The 25,890-nt window shown below is 64.4% G+C and carries 26 protein-coding genes; 15 read left to right on the top strand and 11 right to left on the bottom strand.

What is annotated here, in order from left to right:
* The first annotated feature begins 25 nt into the window (after positions 1-25).
* Positions 26-376: a hypothetical protein gene (locus tag QCE58_RS01150; protein ID WP_174447735.1), complete on the top strand. Its 351-nt coding sequence runs from the start codon at positions 26-28 to the stop codon at positions 374-376.
* Positions 377-397: 21 nt separating this feature from the next.
* Here QCE58_RS01150 and QCE58_RS01145 read toward each other — a convergent pair whose 3' ends face one another.
* The gene (locus tag QCE58_RS01145) at positions 398-1,513 is read right to left on the bottom strand and encodes an alkene reductase (protein ID WP_250435376.1); all 1,116 of its coding nucleotides are present in this window, start codon (positions 1,511-1,513) and stop codon (positions 398-400) included.
* A 124-nt stretch (positions 1,514-1,637) separates the two neighbouring features.
* Positions 1,638-2,825 (bottom strand): methionine adenosyltransferase, encoded by a 1,188-nt coding sequence (metK, locus tag QCE58_RS01140; protein WP_008352353.1) that lies wholly within the window; start codon positions 2,823-2,825, stop codon positions 1,638-1,640.
* A 254-nt stretch (positions 2,826-3,079) separates the two neighbouring features.
* Here metK and QCE58_RS01135 point away from each other — a divergent pair, with 254 nt between their 5' ends.
* The 12 genes from QCE58_RS01135 (at position 3,080) to QCE58_RS01080 (ending at position 16,209) form a co-directional block, all read left to right on the top strand.
* A complete protein-coding gene (locus tag QCE58_RS01135; RefSeq protein WP_309779161.1) occupies positions 3,080-3,964 on the top strand; it encodes a lipid A biosynthesis lauroyl acyltransferase in 885 nt (294 codons plus the stop codon).
* 50 nt (positions 3,965-4,014) lie between these two features.
* Positions 4,015-4,896: a diaminopimelate epimerase gene (dapF, locus tag QCE58_RS01130; RefSeq protein ID WP_008352356.1), complete on the top strand. Its 882-nt coding sequence runs from the start codon at positions 4,015-4,017 to the stop codon at positions 4,894-4,896.
* A gap of 15 nt (positions 4,897-4,911) precedes the next feature.
* Positions 4,912-5,631: a DUF484 family protein gene (locus QCE58_RS01125; RefSeq protein ID WP_008352358.1), complete on the top strand. Its 720-nt coding sequence runs from the start codon at positions 4,912-4,914 to the stop codon at positions 5,629-5,631.
* Between the two features lie 2 nt (positions 5,632-5,633).
* Positions 5,634-6,560 (top strand): tyrosine recombinase XerC, encoded by a 927-nt coding sequence (xerC, locus tag QCE58_RS01120; protein ID WP_008352360.1) that lies wholly within the window; start codon positions 5,634-5,636, stop codon positions 6,558-6,560.
* Positions 6,561-6,595: 35 nt separating this feature from the next.
* Positions 6,596-7,795, top strand: a complete 1,200-nt coding sequence (locus QCE58_RS01115; RefSeq protein WP_250481413.1) for a class I SAM-dependent rRNA methyltransferase — start codon at positions 6,596-6,598, stop codon at positions 7,793-7,795.
* Between the two features lie 110 nt (positions 7,796-7,905).
* Positions 7,906-8,979: a GTP-binding protein gene (locus QCE58_RS01110; protein WP_250481412.1), complete on the top strand. Its 1,074-nt coding sequence runs from the start codon at positions 7,906-7,908 to the stop codon at positions 8,977-8,979.
* Positions 8,980-9,547: 568 nt separating this feature from the next.
* Positions 9,548-9,964, top strand: coding sequence for an RNA polymerase-binding protein DksA (gene dksA, locus QCE58_RS01105; protein WP_008352366.1), 417 nt, complete (start codon positions 9,548-9,550; stop codon positions 9,962-9,964).
* A gap of 357 nt (positions 9,965-10,321) precedes the next feature.
* The gene (gene hslV / locus QCE58_RS01100) at positions 10,322-10,858 is read left to right on the top strand and encodes an ATP-dependent protease subunit HslV (protein WP_008352368.1); all 537 of its coding nucleotides are present in this window, start codon (positions 10,322-10,324) and stop codon (positions 10,856-10,858) included.
* Positions 10,859-10,870: 12 nt separating this feature from the next.
* Positions 10,871-12,223, top strand: a complete 1,353-nt coding sequence (gene hslU, locus QCE58_RS01095) for an ATP-dependent protease ATPase subunit HslU (RefSeq protein WP_008352370.1) — start codon at positions 10,871-10,873, stop codon at positions 12,221-12,223.
* A gap of 336 nt (positions 12,224-12,559) precedes the next feature.
* Positions 12,560-13,642 carry a bifunctional DNA-binding transcriptional regulator/O6-methylguanine-DNA methyltransferase Ada gene (gene ada / locus QCE58_RS01090; RefSeq protein WP_250481411.1) on the top strand — a complete coding sequence of 361 codons (1,083 nt, stop codon included), beginning with the start codon at positions 12,560-12,562 and terminating at the stop codon, positions 13,640-13,642.
* 262 nt (positions 13,643-13,904) lie between these two features.
* The gene (gshA, locus tag QCE58_RS01085) at positions 13,905-15,524 is read left to right on the top strand and encodes a glutamate--cysteine ligase (protein ID WP_250481410.1); all 1,620 of its coding nucleotides are present in this window, start codon (positions 13,905-13,907) and stop codon (positions 15,522-15,524) included.
* Between the two features lie 133 nt (positions 15,525-15,657).
* Positions 15,658-16,209: a hypothetical protein gene (locus QCE58_RS01080; protein WP_008352375.1), complete on the top strand. Its 552-nt coding sequence runs from the start codon at positions 15,658-15,660 to the stop codon at positions 16,207-16,209.
* A 1-nt stretch (position 16,210) separates the two neighbouring features.
* On the opposite strand, the gene QCE58_RS01075 is transcribed toward QCE58_RS01080, so the two are convergent.
* Positions 16,211-17,773 (bottom strand): DHA2 family efflux MFS transporter permease subunit, encoded by a 1,563-nt coding sequence (locus tag QCE58_RS01075; protein WP_033536461.1) that lies wholly within the window; start codon positions 17,771-17,773, stop codon positions 16,211-16,213.
* A 119-nt stretch (positions 17,774-17,892) separates the two neighbouring features.
* On the bottom strand, positions 17,893-18,387 hold the full coding sequence (locus tag QCE58_RS01070; protein ID WP_008352379.1) for a MarR family winged helix-turn-helix transcriptional regulator: 495 nt from the start codon (positions 18,385-18,387) through the stop codon (positions 17,893-17,895).
* A 206-nt stretch (positions 18,388-18,593) separates the two neighbouring features.
* Between QCE58_RS01070 and QCE58_RS01065 the strand changes: the two genes are divergently transcribed.
* Together QCE58_RS01065 and QCE58_RS01060 are read left to right on the top strand one after the other, a co-directional pair.
* Complete coding sequence (locus tag QCE58_RS01065) at positions 18,594-18,869, top strand: hypothetical protein (protein WP_008352380.1); 276 nt, start codon at positions 18,594-18,596, stop codon at positions 18,867-18,869.
* A gap of 186 nt (positions 18,870-19,055) precedes the next feature.
* Positions 19,056-20,588 (top strand): efflux transporter outer membrane subunit, encoded by a 1,533-nt coding sequence (locus QCE58_RS01060; RefSeq protein ID WP_034472334.1) that lies wholly within the window; start codon positions 19,056-19,058, stop codon positions 20,586-20,588.
* Here the strand turns inward: QCE58_RS01060 and QCE58_RS01055 are convergent, their stop codons facing one another.
* The 7 genes from QCE58_RS01055 to QCE58_RS01025 are packed head-to-tail and all read right to left on the bottom strand — an operon-like array spanning position 20,589 to position 25,877.
* Positions 20,589-21,368 carry a type II secretion system protein N gene (locus tag QCE58_RS01055; protein ID WP_008352383.1) on the bottom strand — a complete coding sequence of 260 codons (780 nt, stop codon included), beginning with the start codon at positions 21,366-21,368 and terminating at the stop codon, positions 20,589-20,591.
* On the bottom strand, positions 21,365-21,868 hold the full coding sequence (gene gspM, locus QCE58_RS01050) for a type II secretion system protein GspM (protein WP_008352384.1): 504 nt from the start codon (positions 21,866-21,868) through the stop codon (positions 21,365-21,367). The genes QCE58_RS01055 and gspM overlap by 4 nt, the downstream gene beginning before the upstream one ends.
* Positions 21,865-23,211, bottom strand: coding sequence for a type II secretion system protein GspL (gene gspL, locus QCE58_RS01045; protein ID WP_008352385.1), 1,347 nt, complete (start codon positions 23,209-23,211; stop codon positions 21,865-21,867). The genes gspM and gspL overlap by 4 nt, the downstream gene beginning before the upstream one ends.
* A gap of 36 nt (positions 23,212-23,247) precedes the next feature.
* Positions 23,248-24,369 carry a type II secretion system minor pseudopilin GspK gene (gene gspK / locus QCE58_RS01040; protein ID WP_250435367.1) on the bottom strand — a complete coding sequence of 374 codons (1,122 nt, stop codon included), beginning with the start codon at positions 24,367-24,369 and terminating at the stop codon, positions 23,248-23,250.
* The gene (locus QCE58_RS01035; protein ID WP_239294371.1) at positions 24,366-25,040 is read right to left on the bottom strand and encodes a type II secretion system protein J; all 675 of its coding nucleotides are present in this window, start codon (positions 25,038-25,040) and stop codon (positions 24,366-24,368) included. The genes gspK and QCE58_RS01035 overlap by 4 nt, the downstream gene beginning before the upstream one ends.
* Entirely contained in the window at positions 25,018-25,404 is a 387-nt protein-coding gene (gspI, locus tag QCE58_RS01030) for a type II secretion system minor pseudopilin GspI (RefSeq protein WP_008352388.1), read from the bottom strand. The genes QCE58_RS01035 and gspI overlap by 23 nt, the downstream gene beginning before the upstream one ends.
* Entirely contained in the window at positions 25,404-25,877 is a 474-nt protein-coding gene (locus tag QCE58_RS01025) for a GspH/FimT family pseudopilin (protein ID WP_250481409.1), read from the bottom strand. Before QCE58_RS01025 ends, gspI begins: the two co-directional genes overlap by 1 nt.
* Positions 25,878-25,890: the final 13 nt, after the last annotated feature.

The raw sequence follows: 25,890 nt of genomic DNA, 5'->3' as shown, positions 1-25,890 counted from the left end.
ACGCAAACCGACCTTTCCCGCCGACATGAACCACCGAATCGCTATCGGACTTACTCGCGTCGCATCGCGAGCCGCGCGTCCTGCGCGCCGCGGCATGATCCGCGCGCTGCGCCATCACTCCACCCGCACGCAATTGCTCGCCGAGCAACTGAAGAACGTGCATCCGGTCGACGGCATCCGGTCGTGGTTCCGCGGTTTCTTCTTCAATTTGCGCGTGCGCGCGGCCTCGCGCCGGGTGTCGTTGCGCGCGCTGTTGCGCCGTCCGGTGCAGTTGCGCGCGCCCGCGCCGAAGCCGAAAGCGGCTGCGCTGACGAGCCGTCGTCCGCGTCGCGTGTCGGCGACGAGCGCCGGCTGGTACGCGTTCGCGGCGCGCTGAATCGCGCAATCGCGCAATCCCTCACTTGCGCTCGGCCTCGTCGAGCGTCGGATAGTCCGTGTAGCCTTTCTCTCCGCCGCCGTAGAACGTCGCCTCGTCGGGCGCGTTGAGCGGCGCGTTCATCCTGAAGCGCTCGACCAAATCCGGATTCGCGAGAAACGCGCGACCGAAAGCCACGGCGTCGGCTTCGCCTCGTTCGATGCGCGTATTGGCTTCTTCCGCGGTGTATTCGCCGCAGACGATGATCGCGCCGTCGTAAGCCTCCCGCAGCGCGTCTCGATAGCCGTCCGAAAGCGGCGCGCCGCCCGCCCAGTCGCCTTCCGCCAGATGCAGATACGCGATGCCGATGCGCTTCAGCTCGCGCGCCAGATACAGCGATGACGCTTCGCCTTCATCGTCGTGCAGATCGAATCCCGTGAAGTTCGGCGATATCCGGATGCCGACGCGATTCGCGCCCATCACGCCCGCGACCGCCTCCAGCACATCGACGACCAGCCGCACGCGATTTTCGATGCCGCCGCCGTACTCGTCGGTGCGATGGTTGGTGCCCGTCGCCATGAACTGATGCAGCAGATAGCCGTTGGCCGCGTGGACTTCGATCATGTCGAAATCGGCGCGCTTGGCGCGATGCGCGGCATCGACGAACTGCAGCACGATGCCCGGCAACTCGCCGATCTCAAGCGCGCGCGGTTCGTCGGCGTCGGTCATGCCATAGGTGCCGTCATCGTGTCTCACGAACACTTGCGTGTCGCGCGCGCGGATCGCGGACGGCGCGACGGGCGGCGCATCGCCCTCCTGCAGCGATCGATGCGACACGCGCCCCACATGCCACAGCTGCGACGCGATGCGCCCGTGCCGCGCGTGAACCGCGCCCACGACGGCTCTCCATCCGGCTTCCTGCGCGTCGGAATAGATGCCGGGCGTCGCGACATAACCCTGACCTTGCCGCGAAACCTGCGTCGCCTCGGTCACGATGAGTCCCGCGCCCGCGCGCTGCGCGTAATAGTGCGCGTTCATTTCGCTGGGCACGTCGCCGGGCTGCGACGCGCGATTGCGCGTGAGCGGCGCCATCACCACGCGATTCGGCAGTTCGAGATTGCCGATTGTGACGGGAGAAAGAAGCGTTTCGAACGGCATGACGGCTCCGTGGATGATCGGTTTTGCCGTCCGGTTCGGTCGCAAGAAACGCGCCGCGCAGGCGAAAAAAAACCGGCAAGCGCGATGCTTGCCGGTTCTTGTCCCGCGCGTTCGGCGAATGGCGTTACGCCACGCTTGCGACCGGCTCCGTGCCCGCCGCTTCGGCCAGCATGAGCGCCTTGTCGGTGGCTTCCCACGAGAATTCAGGCTCTTCGCGGCCGAAGTGACCGTATGCCGCCGTCTTTTCGTAGATCGGGCGCAGCAGATCGAGCATCTGGATGATGCCCTTCGGACGCAGATCGAAATGCTCCAGAACGAGCTTCGTGATTTCGGCATCCGACACGCGGCCCGTGCCGAACGTGTTCACCATCACCGAAGTCGGACGTGCCACGCCGATTGCGTACGAAACCTGGATCAGCGCGCGCGATGCGAGACCGGCCGCGACGATGTTCTTCGCGACATAACGTCCCGCGTACGCCGCCGAGCGGTCGACCTTCGACGGATCCTTGCCCGAGAACGCGCCGCCGCCGTGCGGAGCCGCGCCGCCGTACGTGTCGACGATGATCTTGCGGCCCGTCAGACCGCAGTCGCCCTGCGGACCGCCGATGACGAAGCGGCCCGTCGGATTCACCAGAAACTTGATGTCGCCCTTGATGAGTTCCTTCGGCAGCGTCGGCTTGATGACTTCTTCGATCACCGCTTCGCGCAGTTGCGGCAGGTCGATGTCCGGCGAATGTTGCGTCGACAGCACGACCGTATCGATGGAATGCGCGCGGCCATCGACATAACGCACGGTGACTTGCGACTTCGCGTCCGGACGCAGCCAGGGCAAACGGCCATCGCGACGAAGGTTTGCCTGACGCTCGACGAGGCGATGCGAAAGGTGGATCGGCAGCGGCATCAGTTCGGGCGTTTCGTCGCAGGCGTAGCCGAACATGAGGCCCTGGTCGCCCGCGCCCTGATCGAGATTGTCGTCGTGCGCCTTGTTCACGCCTTGCGCGATATCCGGCGATTGCTTGTCATACGCGACGAGAACCGCGCAGCCGCGATAGTCGATGCCGAAGTCGGTGTTGTCGTAACCGATGCGCTTGATGGTGTCGCGCGCGACCTGGATGTAATCGACGTTGGCGGTGGTCGTGATTTCGCCCGCGAGGACGACGAGACCGGTGTTGCACAGCGTTTCCGCGGCGACGCGCGAATATTTGTCCTGCGACAGAATGGCGTCGAGGATGGCGTCGGAGACTTGGTCGGCAACCTTGTCCGGGTGGCCTTCGGAAACGGATTCGGAAGTAAAGAGGTAGTCGTTCGACACGCTTCAGACTCCAATAAAAGTACGGTTGATATTCACGTAGCCGTCTTCTTTTGGAGTCTGAAGCGGCGACGCTTTAGCGGATGTGCTTCCAGGCCGGCGCTTCTCGAAAGTAAGAAGACTCCGACCCGCTTCGCCCCGCAAGTTGTCCATTAACTCGGCGAAGGTTTTATTATACCGGTTTCCTTAGTTTTCACAGAATTGACCCTTTTGACTTCCTCGGTCCCGCTCCACTCGTCCGCCCGCCGGAGCGAGTCATGCTAGGTCGTATCGGCGTGGCGCTCGCCATCGGTTTTCTCAAATTCCTCGCGGTGATTCCATACGGCATCACCGCGCGTTTCGGCGACGGCCTCGGCTGGCTGCTCTATCAGATTCCGAGCCGTCGCAAGCGCATCGTCCATACGAATCTGAAGCTGTGCTTCCCCGAGTGGTCCGACGAAAAACGCGAGGACATCGCGCAGAAGCACTTTCGGCACGCGATCCGCAGTTACGTCGAGCGCAGCGTGCAATGGTTCGGCTCCGCGAAGAAGCTCGAAAAGCTGATCGAAGTCGATAGCGCCATCGATCTCACCGATCCCGATCGTCCGCCCACGCTCTTTCTCGGACTGCATTTCGTCGGCATCGAGGCGGGCTCGATCTTTCTCAACTACTCGCTGCATCGGCGCTGCGGTTCGCTGTATCAGCCGTTTTCGAATCCGCAGATCGAGGAACTGGCGAAGAGACAGCGCGCCCGTTTCGGCGCCGACATGGCGAGCCGCGCCGACAGCGCGCGCATCGTGCTGCGCTGGCTGCGCGATCGCAAGCCCGTGATGCTCGGCGCGGACATGGACTACGGCATGCGCAACTCCACGTTCGTGCCGTTCTTCGGCATCCCGACGTGCACGCTGACCGCCGTCGGCCGGCTCGCGAAGACGGGCAAGGCGCAGGTCGTGCCCTTCATCGGAGAAGTTTTGCCGAACTACAAGGGTTATCGGCTGAAAGTCTTCAAACCTTGGGAAAATTATCCGAGCGGCGACGACGAGGCCGACGCGCGCCGCATGAACGCGTTTCTGGAAGAGCAGATTCCGCGCATGCCCGAGCAATATTATTGGGTTCACAAGCGCTTCAAGACGCGCCCGCCGGGCGACCCGAGCTTTTATTGACGCCTGAATCGCGCGAAACGCGGCATCGCGGCTCACATACAATAGCGGCCATGAAACTGAAATTCACAAAAATGCAGGGCGCGGGCAATGACTTCGTCGTGCTCGACGGCTACACGCAGGCGCTCGATCTGTCCGCCGAACAGGTGCGCGCGCTCGCGAACCGTCATTTCGGCGTCGGCGCGGATCAGTTGCTGCTCGTGGAAAAGCCGACGATCGAAGGCGTCGACTTCAAGTACCGCATCTTCAATTGCGATGGCGGTGAAGTCGAGCATTGCGGCAACGGCGCGCGCTGCTTCGTGAAGTTCGTCCGCGACCGGCGTCTGACGGATGCATCGACGGTGCGCGTGCAGGTGCAAAACGGCGTCATCACGCTGACGATGCAGGAGAACGGCGAAGTCGTCGTCGATATGAGCACGCCGGTGTTCGATCCGCCGAAAGTGCCGTTCGACGCGCAAGGCCTCGAAGGCCGGAAGGAAGGCAACGACACGCTCTGGCCGCTCGACGTGAACGGCTCGATCAACGACCGGCGCTGGATTTCCGTCGTGTCGATGGGCAATCCGCACGCGGTCCAGATCGTCGATGACGTCGAGGCGTATCCCGTTCTGACCGAAGGTCCGCTCGTCGAACGTCACGCGCGCTTTCCAAAGCGCGTCAATGCGGGCTTCATGGAGATCGTCGATCGGCATTCGGTGAAGCTGCGCGTCTACGAGCGCGGCGCGGGCGAAACGCTCGCGTGCGGCACGGGCGCGTGCGCGGCGGTGGCGGCCGGCATTCGCCGCGGCCGGCTCGATTCGCCCGTTCGCGTCGAGACGCACGGCGGCACGCTCACGATCAGCTGGGACGGCGCGAAGAACGAAACCGCCGCGCTCTTCATGGCCGGGCCCGCCGCAACGGTCTTCGAAGGCGAGATCGAGCTCGATCGCATCGTTTAACGCATACACGTCACCATGAATCCACGCGAAGTCGCCGACTATCTGCTCGACAACCCTGATTTCTTCGTCGAGCACGCGGAACTGCTCGGCACCATCCGGCTTTCGAATCCGCACGGCAAAGCGGCCGTGTCGCTGCAGGAACGCCAGATGGAAATGCTGCGCGACAAGAACAAGCAGCTCGAACGGCGTCTCGCCGAATTGCTGCGCTACGGCCACGAAAACGACAGCATCTCGACCAAGTTCAATCGCTGGACCGTGCGCGTAATCTCGCAGCGCGATCCGTACGCGCTGCCCGCGACCATCAGCAAGGGGCTGTGCGAAATCTTCGACGTGCCGCACGCCGCGCTGCGCGTGTGGGATATCGACGAAGCTTATCGCCAAGCCGATTTCGCCCGTCAGGTCGGCGAGGAAGTACGCCTTTTCACGACCGGTCTCGCCGCGCCGTACTGCGGCGTGAATACCGGCTTCGCCGCCGCGCAGTGGCTGGGCGCGGCGAACTCGGCATCGGCGACGGTCGCGCCGAGCGACGGCCCGTCCGACATCGACCGCAAGATCGAATCCGTGTCGCTCATCGCGCTGCGCGATCCGCAAGCCGGCCCGGATGCGCCGAGCTTCGGCCTGCTCGTCATGGGCTCGCCCGATCCGCGCCGCTTCCACGACGGCATGGCGACGGATTTCCTCACGCAGATCGGCGCGCTCGCGAGCGCCGCGCTGTCCCGCCTGCTGCCGCATTGACGATGAACGCCGCCGCCGACGTGATCGCCGACTATCTCGCGATGCTCGAGCATCAGCGGCATCTTTCCGAGCACACGCTGCGCGGCTATACGCACGAGTTGAGCGAGCTGCGCGCGCTCGCCAAGGATCGTCCACTGGAATCGCTCACATCCGCCGATATTCGCGGCGCGGTCGTGCGCGCGCACGCGAGCGGATTATCGTCGCGTTCGATCGCGCATCGGCTGTCGGCATGGCGCGCGTTCTATCGATGGCTCGCCGAGCGCGTCGAGATGCCCGCGAATCCGGTCGCGACGGTGCGCGCGCCCAAGCGCGAAAAGACGCTGCCGAAGGCGCTCTCCGTCGATGACGCCGCGAGGCTGATGGACGCGCCGCAAGCCGATACGACCGAAGCGCTGCGCGATCACGCGATACTCGAACTGTTCTACTCGTCGGGTCTGCGGCTCGCGGAACTGGTCGGGCTGGACGTTCGCCACGTCGACACTGCCGAACACCGGTCCGAAGGCTGGATCGATCTGGAAGGCGCCGAAGTCACGGTGCTCGGCAAAGGTAAGCGGATGCGCAAAGTGCCGGTCGGCAGCAAGGCGGTCGAAGCGCTGCGCGCCTGGATCGCCGTGCGCGACGAATTCGTCAAGCTCGAACCGCACGCGCTCTTTCTCTCGGTGCGCGGCAACCGCATGTCGCCCGGCGTGGTGCGCGAACGCGTGAAGCGGCTCGCGCTGCTCGCGGGCATTCCGTCGAATGTGCATCCGCACGTGCTGCGGCATTCGTTCGCCACGCACGTCCTGCAATCGAGCGGCGACCTGCGCGCGGTGCAGGAACTGCTCGGCCATGCAAGCATCACGGCCACGCAGATTTATACATCGCTCGATTTTCAGCATCTCGCCCGCGTCTACGATGCGGCGCACCCGCGCGCGAAGAAGCGCGATTAACTCCGCGAGCGCCCTGCGCGCCGCCTCGGCTTGCAATGGACACCATCACGCTCAAACCGGCGAAGGACAAGTCGCTCGTCCGCCGCCATCCGTGGATTTATGCGAACGCCATCGCGCGCATCGACGGCAATCCCGCGCCGGGCGCGACGGTCGTCATTCGCGCGGCCGACGGACGCTTTCTCGCGCGCGCGTCGTACAGCCCGCAATCGCAGATTCGCGCGCGCGTCTGGACGTTCGATGAAAGCGAGCCCATCGACCACGCGTTCTTCAAGCGCCGCGTGCAGCGCGCGGTCGCGCATCGGCGCACCATGGTCAAGGACACCGGCGCGACGCGCCTCATATTCGGCGAAGCGGACGGCTTGCCGGGCCTGATCGTCGATTACTACGTCGCGGATACCGGCGATCACGCACAGCTCGTCTGCCAGTTCATGGCGACGGGCGTCGAGTCATGGAAAGCCGCGATCGTGCAGGCGCTCGTCCATGCGACCGGTTGCGCGAACGTCTACGAGCGCTCGGACGTGTCGATCCGCCAGAAGGAAGGTCTCGAACAGACGACCGGCGTGCTCGCCGGCGACGCGCCTCCGGCGACGCTCATCGCGAACGAATGCGGCGTGCGCTATCACGTCGACGTGCGCAATGGCCACAAGACGGGCTTTTACGTCGATCAGCGCGACAACCGCGTGCTCGTTGCGCAGAACGCGCAAGGCCGCGAAGTGCTCAACTGCTTCTGCTACACGGGCGGATTCTCGCTGGCCGCGCTGAAAGGCGGGGCGACGCGCGTGGTCTCCGTCGATTCATCGGGCGAAGCGCTCGCGCTCGCGCGGGAGAACGTGAAGGCCAACGGCTTCGACGCGGAGAAAGCCGAATGGCTCGACGCCGATGCGTTCAAGACGCTGCGCCGTCTCTACGACGAAGGCCGTCGCTTCGACCTGATCGTGCTCGATCCGCCGAAGTTCGCGCCGTCGAAGGAAACCGTCGATCGCGCCGCGCGCGCGTACAAGGACATCAATCTGAGCGGCTTCAAGTTGCTGCGTCCAGGCGGCCTGCTTTTCACGTACTCATGTTCCGGCGCGATCGATGCCGACTTGTTCCAGAAGATCGTCGCGAGCGCGGCGGCCGACGCGCGCGTCGATGCGCGCATCCTCAAGCGGCTCGGCGCGGGCGTGGATCATCCGTTGCTGACGGCGTTTCCGGAAGGCGAGTATCTGAAAGGGCTGCTGTTGCAAATCGCGTGATCGGCCTCAGTTAAGGGCGATTCGCAAGCGAAGGGCGCACGAAGCGTCGGCTCCGCAAATATGTTCCAATATTCGATTCCGCGCGTTTCCCGAACTTAAAAGGCGACACCATGATTCCCGTAACCATCCTGACCGGCTTTTTGGGCAGCGGCAAAACCACGCTGCTCAAGCGCATCCTGAACGAGAAGCACGGCATGAAGATCGCCGTGATCGAGAACGAGTTCGGCGAAGAGAACATCGACAACGAGATCCTCGTGCAGGAGACGAACGAGCAGATCATCCAGATGAGCAACGGCTGCATCTGCTGCACGATCCGCGGCGACCTCGCGCGCGCGCTCGAAGACCTCGCGAACCGCAAGAAGGCGGGCACGCTCGATTTCGACCGCGTCGTGATCGAAACCACCGGCCTCGCGAATCCGGGTCCGGTCGCGCAGACGTTCTTCATGGACAACACCGTCGCCGACGAATTCCTGCTCGACGCGATCATCACGCTCGTCGACGCGAAGCACGCGAATGCGCAGCTCGACCAGCACGAAGTGGTGCAGCGTCAGGTCGGCTTCGCGGATCGCCTGTTCATCACGAAATCCGATCTCGTTTCCGCCGACGAACTCGAAGCGCTGAAGCATCGCCTGCTGCACATGAACCCGCGCGCGGCGATCAAGGTCGTGAATTTCGGCGACGCAGACATCAAGGAAATTTTCGATCTGCGCGGTTTCAATCTGAACTCGAAGCTCGAGATCGATCCGGATTTCCTCGCGGAAGACGATCACGATCATGACCACGCGCATGACCATGATCACGATCACGATCATTCGACCTGCGGTCACGACCACAGCCACGATCACGAGCACGGGCATCACCATCGTCATCACGCGCATCACGACGACAAGATCAAGTCGTTCGTGTATCGCAGCGACAAGCCGTTCGATCCGAACCGCCTCGAAGACTTCCTCGGCGGCATTCTGCAGATTTATGGCGAGCGCCTGTTGCGCTACAAGGGCGTGCTCTATATGAAGGGCGTCGATCGCAAGGTCGTGTTCCAGGGCGTGCATCAGATGATGGGCAGCGATCTCGCCGGCAAGTGGATGCCGATCGAGAAGAAGAACAGCAAGATGGTGTTCATCGGCATCGAACTGCCGAAGGATCTGATCACCGACGGCCTCGACGCCTGCCTGGTGAAGTAATCCGGCATGCATCTCGCTTGGATTGCCGCGAATCACGCGGGGCGACAAAACGGGCACTGACACAGAACGCCGCCGCGAAGGGCTCGCGCGCGGCGTTTTTCATGTCCGACTTTCGGTGCGCGTATGTAGTCGCGCCCACCAAGCGTCATCGCTTTTTGCGCGTTCAGGCGTTATATTTTTGAAATTCCGGCGCAAATCGACAGGGTTTTCCGTAGGTTTAGTTGGAATTTGCGGTTCAGTTACAATACAGCCCCACTGGAGAAGGGCAGTTCCGCTGAATGCGCGTCTTCGAGGCGCTCGGCCAGCGGATCTTGGGAGAAGGGATGTCCCGTCGGGACGATGCCTCGATTTGCCGGGGGAAGGCAAATCAAGTCAAAGCACCGGGGCCGGAAATCCGGGGCCATGCGAATGCGCCCGGTCTTCCGGAGCATCATCCAATATCGGTTTCCAGAGGAGTTCGGCCCCGCATCGACGTGTCGCGTAGCCCCTAGCGTACGGATGCGCTGAATGCGGGTAACGCAAGTGCGGGCGTTGCGAAGACATCGCCCTACATTGAAGAAGCAAGCTGATGACAACGAAACTCTTGACCGAAGCCGAAATCCTGAAGATGAGCGAGAAGGACTACATGAACGAGGATCAACTCGCCTTCTTCAAGAACCGGCTCGAACAGTTGCAAGCGGACATTCTGAAGAATGCCGGCCAGACGACCGAGAACCTGCGGGAAACGGTGATCGTGCCGGACCCGGCGGACCGCGCGACCATCGAGGAAGAACATGCACTGGAACTGCGCACGCGCGATCGCGAACGCAAGCTTCTGAAGAAGGTGCAGCAGTCGCTCGCGCGCATCGAGTCCGGCGATTACGGCTGGTGCGAAGAGACCGGCGAGCCGATCGGCATTCCGCGCCTGCTCGCGCGTCCGACCGCCACGCTGTCGCTCGAAGCGCAGGAACGCCGCGAACTGCGTCAGAAGCTGTTCGGCGACTGAAATCGCTGTCGGCAGGCGAGCGTCGCGGGACCGCCCGCAACGGGGAAGACGCCGCCGCAAAAAAGTTGTGCAGAAGCAGTCGCATCGGCAAAAAGGCATCCAACGAAGGGATGCCTTTTTTGCTTTGTGCCCGGTAAAAACGGCGAGCGCCGATACCGTACGCCTTGATAAATCCGGCGTCGCCCTAAAATGAATCCGACGCGCGCCGCAAAAGCTTCATCGCGGCAAGCGCGAGCGCGGCGCCGTCCGCCTCGGGCCTCACGCCCGACGGAACCCCGCGCCGTGCACTCCATCGAATTCTCGACTGCGCGGCGGACTTTCATCGCCACGCATCGTCTGTTTATCCAAGGAACGCACATGGAACAATTTCACGGCACGACCATCGTCTCCGTGCGCCGCGACGGCAAGGTCGCGCTGGGCGGCGATGGTCAGGTGACGCTCGGCAATATCGTCATGAAAGGGGGCGCGAAGAAGGTGCGCCGCATCTATGGCGGCAAGGTGCTGGTCGGCTTCGCCGGCGGCACGGCCGACGCGTTCTCGCTGCTCGACCGCTTCGAAGCCAAACTCGAGAAGCATCAGGGCAATCTGACGCGCGCCGCCGTCGAACTGGCGAAAGACTGGCGCACCGATCGCATGCTGCGACGCCTCGAAGCCATGCTCATCACCGCCGACAAGGACAACACGCTCGTCATTACCGGCAACGGCGACGTGCTCGATCCGGAGCACGGCATCGCGGCGATCGGCTCGGGCGGCGCCTATGCGCAGGCTGCGGCGCAGGCGCTCATTGAGAACACCGATCTCTCGCCGCGCGACATCGTCGAGAAGGCGCTGACCATCGCCGGCGACATGTGCATCTACACCAACCACAATCGCGTCATCGAGACGATCGAATAAAGGACTTTTGCGATGACCACCATGACTCCCTCCGAAATCGTCTCCGAACTCGACAAGCACATCATCGGCCAGGGGCGCGCGAAGAAGGCGGTTGCCGTCGCGCTGCGCAACCGCTGGCGCCGTCAGCAGGTCGCCGAGCCGCTGCGTCAGGAGATCACGCCGAAGAACATTCTGATGATCGGGCCGACGGGCGTCGGCAAAACCGAAATCGCGCGGCGTCTCGCCAAGCTCGCGGACGCGCCGTTCATCAAGATCGAAGCGACCAAGTTCACCGAAGTGGGCTACGTGGGCCGCGACGTGGACAGCATCGTGCGCGATCTGATCGAGATTTCCGTGAAGCAGACGCGCGAATCCGAGATGAAGAAAGTCCGCACGAAGGCCGAAGATCGCGCGGAAGACCGCATCCTCGACATTCTTCTGCCGACGGCGCGGCCGGTCGGATTCGGCGCCACGAACGCGATCGAGTCTTCGGGCAGCGAAGGCGGCGACAACGCCACGCGTCAGACTTTCCGCAAGCGCCTGCGCGAAGGCGCGCTCGACGACAAGGAAATCGAGCTCGATGTGGAAATGCCGCAAGTCGGCATGGACATCATGGGGCCGCCGGGCATGGAAGACATGACCGAACAGATTCGCTCGATGTTCGCGAACATCGGCGGCGGCAAGAAGACGCGCCGCAAGGTGAAGGTCAAGGAAGCGCTCAAGCTGCTGACCGACGAAGAAGCCAGCAAGATGCTCAACGACGAAGAGGTCAAGAGCAAGGCGGTGCAGAACGTCGAGCAGAACGGCATCGTGTTTCTCGATGAGATCGACAAGATCGCGTCGCGCAGCGAGACGGGCGGCGCCGAAGTCTCGCGCGCGGGCGTGCAGCGCGACCTGCTGCCGCTCGTCGAAGGCACGACCATCAACACGAAGTACGGGATGATCAAGACCGATCACATCCTGTTCATCGCGAGCGGCGCGTTTCATCTCGCCAAACCGAGCGATCTGATTCCCGAACTGCAGGGGCGCTTTCCGATTCGCGTCGAGCTGGATTCGCTGTCCGTCGGCGATTTCGAATCGATCCTGAATTCGACCGATGCGAGTCTCGTCAAGCAGTACAAGGCGCTGCTGGCGACCGAAGGCGTCGAGCTCGACTTTGCGGAAGACGGCATCCGGCGCCTCGCGGAAATCGCGTTTTCGGTGAATGAGAAGACCGAGAATATCGGCGCGCGGCGGCTGTATACGGTGATCGAGAAGCTGCTCGAAGAAGTGTCGTTCGCGGCGGGCAATCATGCCGGCAAGCCTGTGCGAATCGACGCGCCGTATGTGGAACGCGCGCTCGGCGATGTGGCGCAAGACGAGGATTTGTCGCGCTACGTGCTGTAACGGCGGCGGAATCGTCTACGAGAAACCGGGCCACGCGCCCGGTTTTTTTTTGCGCTGACGTTTCGAACACGCAAAAACCACGGACGAAAAAAAGCCCGCCTTAGTGGGCGGGCTGAATCCATATCAGGAGGAGACATGGAGGAGACAGTTCCAATCATACACAGCCACTCGATGCGACGCAATAGAAATTTCGGTAAAAACCCCTATGGCGTCCCTTTGTGGTATCTGAACGTCACTTTTCGGATTTCGCGGACCGATGACAGAGCAAGAATCGGCGCGTAACCTCAGTTGGGCGGCTCTACAGTGGTCACGTACCCAAGAGCCATCGAGGTCGTCATGAAAACCGTCACGAACCCTGTTTTTTCCTCCGATGAAAGCCGCTGGCAAGCCGTCGTCGATCGCGACGAGCGCGCCGACGGTGCCTTCTTCTTCGCCGTTCGCACGACCGGCGTGTTTTGCCGACCGTCGTGCGCGTCGCGTGCGCCGCGTCGCGAGAACGTCGAATTCTTTCCGACGACCGACTCCGCCGAACAAGCCGGATACCGCGCGTGCAAGCGCTGCCAGCCGACGAGCCTGCCGCGCGAACTCGCGATCGTCGAGCGCGCATGCAAGGTGCTCGACGCCGATCCGCAGCAACGCATGACGCTCGCGCAATTGAGCGACGCCGTGCACGTCAGCCCGTTTCACCTGCAGCGCCTGTTTTCGCGAATCGTCGGCATTTCGCCGCGTCAGTATCAGGCGGCGCAGCGTGCCGGCGTGCTGCGCGATGCGTTGCAGCGCGGCCGCGACGTCACGCGCGCGACGCACGACGCCGGTTTCGGCTCGCCGTCGCGCATGTACGAGGCCGTGCCCGCGGAACTCGGCATGACGCCGTCCGCATATAAGCGTCAGGGCGCGGGCCTCACCGTGCGTTACGCGACCGCCGCGACGCCGCTGGGTGCCGTGCTCATCGCCGCGACCGACATGGGCGTCTGCAAGATCGCATTCGGCGACGACGCGCCCACGCTCGTCGATCAGCTCGCCGCCGATTTCGCGCAGGCCGAACGCGTCGAGGATGCCGCGAAACTGGAGCCGTTCATCGCGCAGATTCGCGCGTATCTGCAAGGCACGCGCGAGCGCTTCGATTTGCCGCTCGACATCGGCGCGACCGCATTTCAACGGCGCGTGTGGGACGCGTTGCGGCGCATCCCGTATGGGCAGACGCGCAGTTACACCGAGATCGCCGAATCGCTCGGCGCGCCGCGCGCGGTGCGGGCGGTGGCGAATGCGTGCGCGTCGAATCCGGTGGCGCTCGCGATTCCGTGTCATCGCGTCATCGGCAAGGATGGCGCGATCGCCGGCTATCGCTGGGGCACGCCGCGCAAGGAAACGCTGCTCGAAACCGAACGCGCGCGTAACGAAACCAACAAGGTTGCATGAAGCAGGCGCGCTCGCCGTCGACATGACGCGCGAGCGCTTCAATGTCCTCGCGAGCCGCTCCAAGCGGCTCCAAAGCGCACCGCCGCGTATTCCGCGGATCTCCCGCGAATCTCCCGCGAATCTCCCGCGAATCTCCCGAAAAACCCGCAATCCCTTGCCTGGTCTGGGCCCAAGCACGCCATACACCGAAATGTTAAAGTGCCCGCTACCCTAAAAATACGACCGCGCGCACACGCGCTCGCGCTCCTCGCAGAACGCTTCAATGGCAAACAAGAATCCCGCTCACACCAAGGCCGGCGCTTTCGAGCGCAGGCTTGCCGCGCTCGCGTCCGGTCCGCATGCCGACGCGTTGCGCCAAGGCTTGCGCGGCATCGAAAAAGAAAGCTTGCGCGTGACGCCGCAGGGCAAGCTGGCGATGACGCCGCATCCGCGCTCGTTCGGCTCCGCGCTGACGCATCCGCTCATCACGACCGATTACTCCGAGGCGCTCGTCGAGCTCATCACGCCCGCCGAATCGGATGTGGCGATCACGCTCGATCGCCTCGACGCGCTGCATCGCTTCGCGTACGCGCACATGGGCGACGAGTTGCTGTGGAACAATTCGATGCCCAACTCGCTGCCGCCCGAGGACGAGATTCCGTTCGGCTATTACGGCACGTCGAACATCGGCATGTTGAAGACGGTGTACCGGCGCGGCCTCGCGCTGCGCTACGGCCGCACGATGCAATGCATCGCGGGCATCCACTACAACTATTCGCTCGATGAAAACGTATGGCGCGCCTGGCAGGCGCTCGATGCGACGAGCACGCTGTCCGCGAAAGACTTTCAGTCCGAGCGCTACTTCGCGCTGATCCGCAACTTCCGCCGCACGAGTTGGCTCCTGATGTATCTGTTCGGCGCGTCGCCGGCGCTGAACAAGCGCTTCGTCGCCGGCAAGAGGCATCATCTGGAAACGTTCGATGCCGACACGCTCTATCTGCCGCACGCGACCAGCCTTCGCATGAGCGATCTCGGATACACCAACAATCCCGCGCAGGCCGATCTGCTGCCGAGCTACGACAATCTCGACGCGTATCTCGACGTGCTCGCCAAAGCCGTGAGCCAGCCGTATGCGCCGTATGAAGCCATCGGCACGCAGCGCGACGGCGAATGGGTGCAGATCAACACGAACGTGCTGCAGATCGAAAACGAGTTCTACTCGACGATCCGCCCGAAGCGCGTCACGCATTCGGGCGAACGTCCGCTGCATGCGCTGGCCGAGCGCGGCGTGCAGTACATCGAAGTGCGCTGCCTCGACATCGATCCGTTCGTGCCGACGGGCGTCTCGCTCGAAACCGCGCGCTTTCTCGATGCGTATCTGCTCTATTGCGCACTGGAAGACAGCCCGCTGTTGCCGCCCGGCGCGAGCATCGAAGCCAACGCGAATTTCATGACGGTGTCGAAGGAAGGGCGCAAGCCGGGTCTCGCGCTGCAACGCGACGGCGCAAGCGTGCCGATGCAGCAATGGGCCGAAGAACTCTTCGATGCAATCGAACCGGTCGCGAAGACGCTCGACACGCTAAACGGCAACGGCGATCACACGCGCGCGCTGGAAGCGCTGCGGCCGCGCATCGCCGACGCGTCGCTCACGCCGTCCGCGCGCGTGCTGCAAACGATGCGCGACAAGCAGCAAACCTTCGACGAGTTCGCGCTCGATCTCAGCGCGCGTCACGCGGAAGATTTTCGTGCGCGTCCGCTTTCCGTCGCAGAAGAGCGCGTGATGAACGAGCTTGCGGCAAAATCGCTTGTGGAACAGGCGGTCGTCGAAAGCAGCGACACCGAAACGTTCGACGCCTTCGTTGCGGCGTATCAGGTCTACAAGCTGAACCCCGCGAACGCGTGAGGCGATTTTTCCGCTGCGGTGTCAGCGCGCGGCGGAAATTGTTTCCGGCTTATGCAACAGAGGGAAACGCGTCATCACATCATCCGATTTGAGGGGTCAAAATATGGCCGACTTTTCGACGATCGGGGGAGTAATGAAGAAGAAGTACTTCGCCGCCGCCGCGCTTGGGGCTGCATGGCTCGCCCTTTTTAGCGGCTGCGCCGTGCAGGACCAGGTCAGCAGCACGACGATGGAGCAGGCCACGCAACCGCTCACCTGCATGAGCAAGCCGGAATGCGACGCGTGGTGGGCGCGCGCCCAGGTCTGGGTGACGAACCATTCCGAATACAAGCTGCAGACCGTCACCGATTCGATCATCCAGACGGCGGGGCCGTCGAGCGGCAAGCGCGCGCTCGCGTATCAGATCACCAAGACGCCGACCAACGAAGGCACCGCGACGATCGGTTTCGCCGCGCATTGCGATAATCCGCTCGGCTGCCAGCCGAATCCGTGGCAGGCGGGCGCGGATTTCAAGCAGTTCATCAAGAATGGCCCCGGACTGCGCAAGACCGAAACGCCGCAAGCCACGCAGACCCCGCCTGCACCCGCGCCGAGCGGCGTGCAGGTCAGCCCGCTGGATCAGCCGGTCCCGCTCAATCTGGAAAACCAGCCGGGGCAGTCGGTCACGCCGCTCACGCCTCAGTAGTTCAGTGTCCCATCGAGGCTGACGCGCCCTTCTTCGGCCGCGTCAGCCAGACCATCGCGGCCAGCACAAGAAACGCATAGAACGAAATGCGGAAGAAGTCGTTGGTCGACATCATGTACGCCTGCGCCGACACCACGCGATCCAGTTGCGCGGTCAGCGCCTGTCCCGACAAGCCGAGTCCCGACAGCAGGTCCGAATACGCGTTCGTGCCCGCCGAATAAGGCGTGACCGATTCGGTCAGACGCGCGTGATGGCGGATCATGTCGTTTTCCCAGAACGTCGTGCTGACCGCCGTGCCGATCGCGCCCGACAGCGTGCGCAGGAAGTTCGACAGGCCCGCGGCGCCCGCGAGCCGTTCGTCGGAGACGCTGGAGAGCGTGATCGTCGTCATCGGCACGAAGAAGCACGCGACGCCGATGCCCTGAATCAAGCGCGGATAGATGATCTGGTCGAACGGCGTATCGAGCGTGAAGGTCGAGTTCCAATGCGACACGAACGCGAACGTGAGGAACGCGAAGCTCGCGACCACGCGCAAATTCAGCCGATGCATGTTCTGCCCGATGATCGGCGACAGCACCAACGCGAGAATCCCGACCGGCGCGGTGGCGAGACCCGCGAGCCACGGCGTGTAGCCGAGCACGGTCTGCAACCACAACGGCAACACGACGACCGAGCCGAAGAACGCGAGAAAGCCGAGCGACGTGATGAGCACGCCCATCGCAAAGTTGCGGTCGCGAAAGAGCGAAAGGTCGATCACCGGTTCCTTCTCGGTCAACTCCCACGCGAACATGAACGCGAGCGAGACCGCCGACACGATCGCCAGCGTCACGATGAAGTTCGAGTTGAACCAGTCGTGGTCCTTGCCGAGGTCGAGCATCATCTGCAGGCTCGCGACGCCGATCACGAGCAGCGCCAATCCGACACCGTCGATGCGCTGCTGCGTCGTCTTCGTCTCGTGGCCGCGCAGCAGGAAGTACGCGATCGCCGCCGAGAACACGCCGATCGGCACGTTGATATAGAAGATCCACGGCCAGGTGTAGTTGTCGGTGATATAGCCGCCCATCACCGGGCCGAAGATCGGCGCGACGATCACGGTCATCGCCCAGAGACCGAGCGCGAGGCCGCGCTTTTCGGGCGGATAGCTGCGCATGAGGATGGTTTGCGACAGCGGGACCATCGGGCCGGAGACGAGGCCTTGCAGCAGCCGGAACGCGATCAGCGATTCGAAGTTGTGAGCCAGCCCGCACAGCGCCGACGCGATCGAAAACAGCAGCACGGAAATCGTGAAGAGCTTCACCTCGCCGACGCGCCGCGCGAGCCAGCCGGTCAACGGCACCGCAATCGCCGAAGCGACCGAGTACGACGAAATGACCCACGTGCCTTCGCTCGTCGCGACGCCGAGGCTGCCCGAAATGGTCGGCACGGCGACGTTCGCAATCGACGTGTCGAGCACTTCCATGAAGGTGCCGAGCGCGAGGCCCATCGTCAAAAGGGCGAGGATGCCGCCCGTGAGCGGCACGGGCGTGGGCGGCGTGGCGGGCGTGCCCGCAGTGGATGTGGACATCGAAGGTTTCTCCGGCGCGCGGCGCTCGAAACGCGCATCGCACGCAAACTTTTTCTTGTCGCGGCATTCTCTGCCGAGACAGTGAAATCGGCGCAGAAATGCAGGTTAATTCCGATGAATCAGGGCAAGTCGTCGTCGAGCATGCATGGCGCGCAGTCGCCCATCGGCGTATTGCCGACGATGCGCGCGAGCATCGCGATCAGCAGATCCAGCTCGGCGCGGGTAAAGCCGTGCAACTGCTCGTTGAGCACGGCCGCGCCGATCACCGGCAAACGCGCCGCCGCGTCACGTCCGCGCTCCGTCAGACTGAGTTCGACGATTCGCCGGTCCACTTCGCTACGCGCGCGGCTGACGAAACCCTTCTTCTCGAGCCGGTCGAGCATGCGCGTCATCGAGCCGCTGTCGTACGACAGCTCGCGCGACAGTTCCAGCGGCGTGCGCGCCCGCCCCGACGCGAGCAGCAGAATCACGCCGATCTGCGGCGACGTGAGTTCGAGCGGCTTCAACGCCTGATCGGTTCGCATGACGAGCACGTTGCGCGCCTTCGCGAGGTAGTAGCCGAGGCTCGTTTCGAGCTGGATCGTCGCGGGATCGTAAAGCGGTTCGCCGTTCATGCGACATCGGTCAAACCGCGGATGCAAAAGTGTGACACTGCGCCGCGTCTCCTAAAGGCAACAATTGCGAAAAGCAATCAGCAGTATCTTGAAAAGTAGTTGCACAGTCAATATTATTCTATGCAACGAGTTACGCGCTTCATGCGCCGCCCGAGACCATGTTCTGACCGCCCGCCGTCGCTCGCCGACGCCCGAAGGACCTTTCGATGACCCGCTTTGTCCGTACCGCCCGCCGACGCTTCGGCCCCATCAGCAGCAAGATCGCCGACGCCTCCCGTCACTTCGTCCCGCCGAAGCTGAGTTCGTGGAAACTCGCGTTGTATCTGATCGTGTTCCTGCTGCCGGGCGGATCGTTCGTCGTCTTGGGCATGGGATGGTTCGAGAACCGGCAGCGTCGCAAGGCGGCGGCCGCGCCCGCGAAAGCGCCGGCGCGACCGTTGCTCTCGGCGCCCTGCTCGCCGTGTCCCGGTAGCGGACGATAATCGTCACCGTAACGCGTCGTAACCGATTCCACCCGCTGCGTAACACCCGCCTTACGGCGAACCCGTTACGCTAACGTCTGCCTGACGCGCGCGCCGCACGAGCGCCCGTCGCGTTCCGTTACCATTTCGGCTTGCCGCGTCCGTCATATCGAACGGCGCGGCGCCGACAGGAATTCCGACAAGCAGATGCCGTATCGCCCCGCCTTTCCCGCTTCCGCCGCCGCGCGCCTGACCACGACGGCGCTCGCCGCCATGCTCGCGATGTTCATCGCCGGCTGTGCTGTCGGGCCCGATTATCAGCGCCCGACGACGGCGGTCCCGGCCAGCTACAAGGAAGCGCCCGAGGGCTGGAAAGTCGCCCAGCCCGCCGACCAGGCCGATCGCGGCGCATGGTGGAGCATCTATCGCGACGAGCGCCTCGACGATCTCGAAGCGCGCCTGAATCAATCGAACCAGACCATCGCGCAATACGCGGCCGCGTATCGTCAGGCACGCGCGCTCGTCGGCGAGGCGCGCGCGGCGTATTTCCCGACGATCGGCGCATCGGCTTCGGCGGCGCGTTCGGGAACGGGCGCGGGCAACCGGTCGACCAGCAGCTCCAGCCTCGGGCAGACGGGTGCCGTCACCAACCAGTTCAGCCTTGCGCTCGACGCATCGTGGGAACCGGATCTGTGGGGCAGCGTGTCGCGCACGGTCTCCGCGCAAAAGGCCGGCCAGGAAGGCGCCGCCGCCGATCTCGCCAACGCGCGGCTGTCCGCGCAGGCCACGCTCGCGCAAACCTATTTCCAGTTGCGCTCGCTCGACGCGCAGCAAAGGCTCCTCGACGACACCGTCGCGGCCTACGAGCAATCGCTCAAGCTCACGCAGAATCAGTACGCGCAGGGCATCGTCGCGCGTTCGGACGTGATTCAGGCGCAGACGCAGTTGCAGTCGGCGCAGGCATCGGCCATCGATAACGGCGTCGCGCGCGCGCAATACGAACATGCGATCGCGGTGCTCGTCGGCGAGGCCGCTTCCACGTTTTCGATTCCGCCGATTCCGCTCGACGCCACGCCGCCGACCGTTCCCGTGCAGATGCCATCCGCGATTCTCGAGCGCCGGCCCGACATCGCGTCGGCGGAACGCAAGGCCGCGGCGGCGAACGAGCAGATCGGCATCGAAATGGCCGCGTACTTCCCGACGCTCACGCTCTCCGCGCAAGGCGGCTTCGAAAGCTCGGTGCTGTCGCAATTGCTGCGCGCGCCGTCGCGCTTCTGGACGCTCGGGCCGGACATCGCCGCGACCATTTTCGACGGCGGCCTGCGCTCCGCACGCACCGAAGCCGCGCGCGCGACTTACGACCAGAACGTCGCGACGTATCGGCAGACGGTGCTGACCGCGTTCCAGGACGTCGAAGACAATCTCGCGTCGCTGCGCATTCTGGAGAAGGAAATCGTCGTGCAGCAGCAGGCCGTGGAATCGGCGCAGCAGGCGCTCGCGATCATCAACAATCAGTACAAGGCGGGAACGGTCGCGTTCATCAGCGTGCTGACCGCGCAGACGACTGCATTCACCGCGCAGCAGAAGCTCGCGAACATCGCGGGACAGCGGATGGTGTCGTCGGTCGGACTGGTGAAGGCGCTCGGCGGCGGCTGGGATGTCGGGCAGATGGATCGCGAAACGGGCGCGGTTCAAGCGCCCGCGCCCGCGTCGAGTCCGGCGCAAACCGCCAGCCGCTGATCAACGCATGAAGGTCAGGGCGACCGTGTCCGGATCGGTGTGACGGCCGAGCAGGTTGAGCAGACCCGCGAGGTTTTCCCGCTGATCCGGCGCGGCCGTCGCCGTGCCTTGGAACGACGTCGATTCCGGTGAGATCGCGCCGTTGCCGGTGAGCATCAGCGGACCTTTGCTCGTCGAAAGATCGATGGTCGCGGACGCGCCCTGCGCCTGCAACGCGACGCGATACGAACCGAGCGGCTTCACGCGCGAGACGCGCGAAGCCATGTCATCGAGCGTGACGACCACTTGCCCGTACGCATTGCGGTTCAGCAGGCGGAACTCCGTCCACGAGAGCCGCACGCTGCCGTCGAAATCGAGCGTATTGAACGGCGCGCCGAGGCCCGAGAGCAACGTCGCGGGCACGGCGATCTGGCCGGCGGTGATAACCGCGCCGCGCGTGGTGGCGTCGACGATCACGGCATCGGGCATCGCTTCGGTCTGACGCATGGTCATGTGAACGCGGCCGGTGAAGAGCGGCAGAAACGCCGTCGTCCATTCGATGCGCCCCGGCAAGAGCGTCGCGCCCGCGCCGTCGCTGCCCGCGGCGAGCATCAGCGTGGCCGAGCCGCTCCACAGCGAGCCCGCCGGATCGACCAGATTCACATGGCCGCCCGTTGCCTTCGAGAACTGCGGCACGATCCACGCGGCGGGCATCATCGCGAGCAGCGTGCCGGCGACCGAAATCACGATCACGAAAAGCGCCGGCAACGCGAGCCGGATTCGTCGCGTCCAGTAACTCATTTCGTGCCGGCCGGTTGCAGCGATGCCGTCAGATCGACCTGGCCATCCGGCTTCAGCGCCGTGACGTGCGCCTCCGAGACCTGCACCTTGAACTGCTTGCGGGCGTCGTCGAGCCACGCCGTCCAGTTCGGAAACGACGCGTTCTTCAACTGAATCTGCACCGCCGCGCCGATCACCTGAACCTGCGTCGGCTGCATGCCGTTGTCGGCGAGCGACTTCGCGAGCGCATCGCGCAACGCGGCGCCGGTCGGCATCACGCCTTCGGCGGCGGGCGCGAGCGAGCGCGCGTCGTTGGCCTGCGCGGTCATCGTCGCGAGCTGGCGCTGCATCGTCGGCAGCGATTCGCGCAGCCGCGCGCGGCCTTCATAGGCGGGCGCCCACAGCACGAGATAGACGAGCGCGAGCCCGACCGCGATGCCGCCCCACATGAGAATGGTCTTCTCGCGCGGCGTGCGCGCTTCCCAGAATTCCGACAGGGAACGTCCGATTTCCGCTTTCATTGGCCGCTCCTGATCGTCCATTTGCCTGTGTTCGTATCGATCGATCCGTTCAGGCCGTTCGCGGCGAGGCGCTTCGAAAGATCGGGATCGACCTTCGTCTCCGGCTTGAAGGTCACTTCCAGCCGACGCTCGCGATAATCGAGCCCCGCGACGCCGTTCACCGGCACCGGACCGAGCGAGCGCGCGAGGCCGTCGGCGAGCGACAGGAAATCCGACGGCGACAGCTCGCCCGATGCCACGCGCAGACGATCGAGATTGCGCGTCATCTGGTCGGGCGCATCGAGCACGGTCGTCGTCTTGGGGAAGGCGTTGAGCAGGAGCTCGGTTTCCTGCGCGCTGATCGCGTCGCGCTGACGCGCAAGCTGCAGCCATTGCACGTTGATGCCGATGATCGACACGACCACCGACGCCGCCACGAGCGCGATCGGCACGCGCAGACGCCGCATCGTCGCGCGGTCGAGCCGCCACGGTTGCGCGGCGAATTCGAACTGGCACAGGTCGAAGCGGCACGCGAGCGCGTTGCGCGCGAGCGCCTCGAACGTGATCGGATGCGCGCCGGCGATGGCCGCCGCAGCATTGCGCGAACCGGACAGGCGCGGTTCGTCGCCGGGCAGATCGGCGAGCGAATAAAGCGTCACGGGTTGATCGCCGGCGAGCGCGGCGAGCGTTGCCTCGATCGAATCGGCGGGCAGCGCGAGTCCTTCGCCGAGCGCCGCGCGTTCGCCGCGCGCAATCGCCACCTCGATGCGCGGCGCGCCGAGCGCGGCGGGCGAGGGCGCGGCCATTTCGCCGATCAGCGCGGGCGCGGTCGACACGACATGACCGAGCAGCCCCGCGATAAACGGCTGCGGCGGCGCTTCGATCTCTTCGGCTTCGCCGGTTTCATCGAATGGCACGGCGGCCGGAACCGGCAGGCAGCGCATCGCGGGCACGGCCTTCAGATTGCGATGCCCCGCGCCCGAAAACGCACCGACCACGAAGCGGAACCAGCCGCGATCGATCACGCCGACGACGCGCTTGCCATCGGCGAGGGCGACCGGATCGACGGCGATGTGGCACGTCTGCGGATCCTGGATCAGCTGATCCTCGACGACGTTCGGCAGCGCCTGCCGCAAGCGCGGCCCCTTGAGTGGCGGCACGGCAGCGGCGAGCAGAAGCGTGTCGCGCGCAGCGACGATCAGCACGGTCGCACTCGCGCGCGGCAACAGCCCGATCGCCGCGCGGCCGATGCGTTGCGGCTCGCCGCGCTTGTCGAGCAGCAGAAACGGCAGATCCGGCAGATGCCACTCTTCCGAGCGCACCGCGGGATCGCGCGGCGGTAACAAAACGATCAGTGTGCTCAAAGGCCACTTCCTCTCATCAATAACAGCGCATCGGTTCTACAGCGAATCACGCGTGTAGACGATGCGCGTCGTATGCGTCGTCGGATCGCGATACACGAGCGTCGTGCGCTCCAGTTGCGCGCGCTCGTGTTCGACGCGCCCGTGGATCACGAAATACTTCGTCGTGACGTCCATCTCGTTCGAATCGATCGAGACCGTCTTGACGCCCGCGCCGGTCAGCGCGAGTTGCACGTTGCCGATGTCGTGAAAGAACACCGTCTCGCGGCGCGCGACGAACGCTTGTCCCTGCGACAGATTCATGCCCGGGATCAGCGCGGCGATCACTTCGGCGGGCGCGGTGTTCATGTTCACGGCGGTCGTCGTCGGCAGCACGGTGACGAACGGCCTCAGCTTCGCGACCGCTTCCGCGGAAAAACCCGGCACGTCGAGCAGCGAATCGACGGTGATCATCTGCAAGGGCGCGACCGGCGCGTTGCTGTCCGCGTCCTTCAGGCCGGGATCGTCGGTGAAATTGCCGCCGCCGGCCGCGCCGCCGCCCTGCGCGATCGCCGCGAGCGTCGTCGATTCGTTGTTCTGGCCGCTCGCCGTGGTCGCGCTGTTGCCCGTTTGCGTCTGGAAGCGCGTTGCGGAGCGCGCGAGGCCGGCGCGCATCTGCAGCGCGACCGTCTTCGCGAGCGAACCGTTGATGCCGAGCATCGTCAGCAGCCGCTGAAACGCCTGAATCTGCGCGACGTTGATCGTCAGCACGCCGGGCGTCGGCGTCGACACCAGATTGCGCAGGTTGAATTTCGCCTGCGCGTCCTCGATCGAGCCGGACAGATACGTCGACGCGCCTTGCTGCGCGCGCACTTCACCGATCTGCCCGAGAAAATCCGACAGCTTCGTCCGCGCGATCGGCACGCCCCACACGCCGCCGAGATACGTGACCGTCGGCGAAGTATCGGCTTCCGAGCGCAGGATGAGACGCGTCCAGTCGAGCGCGCTGCGCGAAATCCATTGCGCCTGCGCGAGCAGCCGCTGATTCTCGATGCGCCGAATCTGCACCTGCTGACGCCACAGCATGCCCGAGACGAGAATCGCCGTGAGCGATACGACGAGCAGCGCGCTGATGATCGCGACGCCGCGCTGCTTCTTCCGGTTCGGAGCGCGCATGTTCATTCTCCGACCAGAAAGACGCGCGTGATCGGCGTCGCCAGCGTGCGCGCGCCGACCGCGACCTGAACGCCCGACACGGCGCGCGCCAGCGGCGCGTTGCCCAGTTGCGGCACTTTCAGGTTGTTGTCGTTCTGGTTGATCTGCGCGAACACGTCGCCCATGCGCGTCGTCCAGCCTTTTTCCGGAATGTAGACGCGCGTCGCGAGCGACGCCACGCCGCCCATCAGCGGAATCGATGTCCAGCCGTCACCCGAATCGCCCGACTGCAACGCGCGCCGCACTTCGCCGACATTCGACAGCGGCGGCGATGCATAGCGCACGATCCGCCCGTTCGACAGCCTGTAGCGCACCACTTGCAGACGCGGCGCCGTACCGGGCGCGAAGACGCCGCGCACGATCTGCAGCGAGCCATTGCCGATCTGCACGGCGGGCTGGCCGGCTTCGTCGTCGGTTGCGGCCTGGCGCGCGTCGATACGCATCTGGTCGAACAATTGCGCGACGATGCGCTCGTCCTGCATCGCGTTCTCGATGGTCGCACGGCCGCGAATCACCGAATCGAGCCCGCGCCACGACAGCACCGCGAGCACCGCGAGAATCGCGATGGCGATCAGCATTTCCAGCAGCGTGAAACCGCGCTGACTGGTGCGGCGGTCAGAGCGAGCGGTTCGTTTCATTCGCCACCACCGTGACCATTTGCGCCAGATAGCCGGAGCGGCCCGGCGTCGTGACCAGCATCTCGACGCGCCGGAAAATCGGATTGGGCGTCTGGCTCACGCGCTGCGTGCACGAGAGTTTCAGATTGCCCTGCGAGCAGTCGAACGTGCGCGAGCCGATCGCCGGAAACTGATGCGAGAGCCTGAGCTGCGCGAGTTCGTTGTCCGCGCTCCAGCCCGCGAGCAGCCGCCGATGAAGCTCCGCTTCGCCCGTCGCGAGCGAGCCGACCGCGCGCACCGAGGCGGCGAGCGCCACCGCGATGATCGCCAGCGCGACGAGCACTTCGATCATCGTGAAGCCGCGTTGATGACGACGCTGGCGCATCACTGCACCTGATAGCGGCCGTTGCCACTGCCGACGATCGTCACGCGGCCTACCGCCGAGAACAAGGTGATTTCCATGGGCGAGTCGATGGCCTCCGTGCCGAACACGAGCCGGCCCGCCGTTTTGTCCGAATCGAGGAACCGGATGGATACGCCGGTCACGCCGCCTTCCCAGCGCCGCTGACGCAGGAGTTCGTCGCGCAACGGACGCCAGCCGTCCTCGGTGCGGACGTCGAAGCGATACCCGCCGTCGATGGGCTGCCACGCGATCGGCCGCGCGCGCACCTGCGCTTCGTCGCCCGCCGATTCGAACAGCAGCGCGAGACGCTGCGCTTCTTCCTTCAGATCGGTGCGCGGGTTGCGGGTGAGTTGCAGCGACGCGAGCGACACGAGCAGGCCCGCGATCACCAGCACGACGAGCATTTCGAGCAGCGTGAAGCCTGCCTGACGCCGCGCCGCCGAATGCCCGTTCACGATTCAAGCCGCC

It is taken from the genome of Caballeronia sp. LZ028 (assembly GCF_031451415.1).
Taxonomy (GTDB): domain Bacteria; phylum Pseudomonadota; class Gammaproteobacteria; order Burkholderiales; family Burkholderiaceae; genus Caballeronia; species Caballeronia zhejiangensis.
This window is presented reverse-complemented; position numbering and strand designations above follow the sequence as displayed.

Coding starts and splice junctions, on each gene's coding strand:
- QCE58_RS01150 (WP_174447735.1), top strand. CDS start 26: ATGAACCACCGAATCGCTATCGGACTTACTCGCGTCGCATCGCGAGCC.
- QCE58_RS01145 (WP_250435376.1), bottom strand. CDS start 1,513: ATGCCGTTCGAAACGCTTCTTTCTCCCGTCACAATCGGCAATCTCGAA.
- QCE58_RS01135 (WP_309779161.1), top strand. CDS start 3,080: ATGCTAGGTCGTATCGGCGTGGCGCTCGCCATCGGTTTTCTCAAATTC.
- dapF (WP_008352356.1), top strand. CDS start 4,015: ATGAAACTGAAATTCACAAAAATGCAGGGCGCGGGCAATGACTTCGTC.
- QCE58_RS01125 (WP_008352358.1), top strand. CDS start 4,912: ATGAATCCACGCGAAGTCGCCGACTATCTGCTCGACAACCCTGATTTC.
- xerC (WP_008352360.1), top strand. CDS start 5,634: ATGAACGCCGCCGCCGACGTGATCGCCGACTATCTCGCGATGCTCGAG.
- QCE58_RS01115 (WP_250481413.1), top strand. CDS start 6,596: ATGGACACCATCACGCTCAAACCGGCGAAGGACAAGTCGCTCGTCCGC.
- QCE58_RS01110 (WP_250481412.1), top strand. CDS start 7,906: ATGATTCCCGTAACCATCCTGACCGGCTTTTTGGGCAGCGGCAAAACC.
- dksA (WP_008352366.1), top strand. CDS start 9,548: ATGACAACGAAACTCTTGACCGAAGCCGAAATCCTGAAGATGAGCGAG.
- hslV (WP_008352368.1), top strand. CDS start 10,322: ATGGAACAATTTCACGGCACGACCATCGTCTCCGTGCGCCGCGACGGC.
- hslU (WP_008352370.1), top strand. CDS start 10,871: ATGACCACCATGACTCCCTCCGAAATCGTCTCCGAACTCGACAAGCAC.
- ada (WP_250481411.1), top strand. CDS start 12,560: ATGAAAACCGTCACGAACCCTGTTTTTTCCTCCGATGAAAGCCGCTGG.
- gshA (WP_250481410.1), top strand. CDS start 13,905: ATGGCAAACAAGAATCCCGCTCACACCAAGGCCGGCGCTTTCGAGCGC.
- QCE58_RS01080 (WP_008352375.1), top strand. CDS start 15,658: ATGAAGAAGAAGTACTTCGCCGCCGCCGCGCTTGGGGCTGCATGGCTC.
- QCE58_RS01075 (WP_033536461.1), bottom strand. CDS start 17,773: ATGTCCACATCCACTGCGGGCACGCCCGCCACGCCGCCCACGCCCGTG.
- QCE58_RS01070 (WP_008352379.1), bottom strand. CDS start 18,387: ATGAACGGCGAACCGCTTTACGATCCCGCGACGATCCAGCTCGAAACG.
- QCE58_RS01065 (WP_008352380.1), top strand. CDS start 18,594: ATGACCCGCTTTGTCCGTACCGCCCGCCGACGCTTCGGCCCCATCAGC.
- QCE58_RS01060 (WP_034472334.1), top strand. CDS start 19,056: ATGCCGTATCGCCCCGCCTTTCCCGCTTCCGCCGCCGCGCGCCTGACC.
- QCE58_RS01055 (WP_008352383.1), bottom strand. CDS start 21,368: ATGAGTTACTGGACGCGACGAATCCGGCTCGCGTTGCCGGCGCTTTTC.
- gspM (WP_008352384.1), bottom strand. CDS start 21,868: ATGAAAGCGGAAATCGGACGTTCCCTGTCGGAATTCTGGGAAGCGCGC.
- gspK (WP_250435367.1), bottom strand. CDS start 24,369: ATGAACATGCGCGCTCCGAACCGGAAGAAGCAGCGCGGCGTCGCGATC.
- QCE58_RS01035 (WP_239294371.1), bottom strand. CDS start 25,040: ATGAAACGAACCGCTCGCTCTGACCGCCGCACCAGTCAGCGCGGTTTC.
- gspI (WP_008352388.1), bottom strand. CDS start 25,404: ATGCGCCAGCGTCGTCATCAACGCGGCTTCACGATGATCGAAGTGCTC.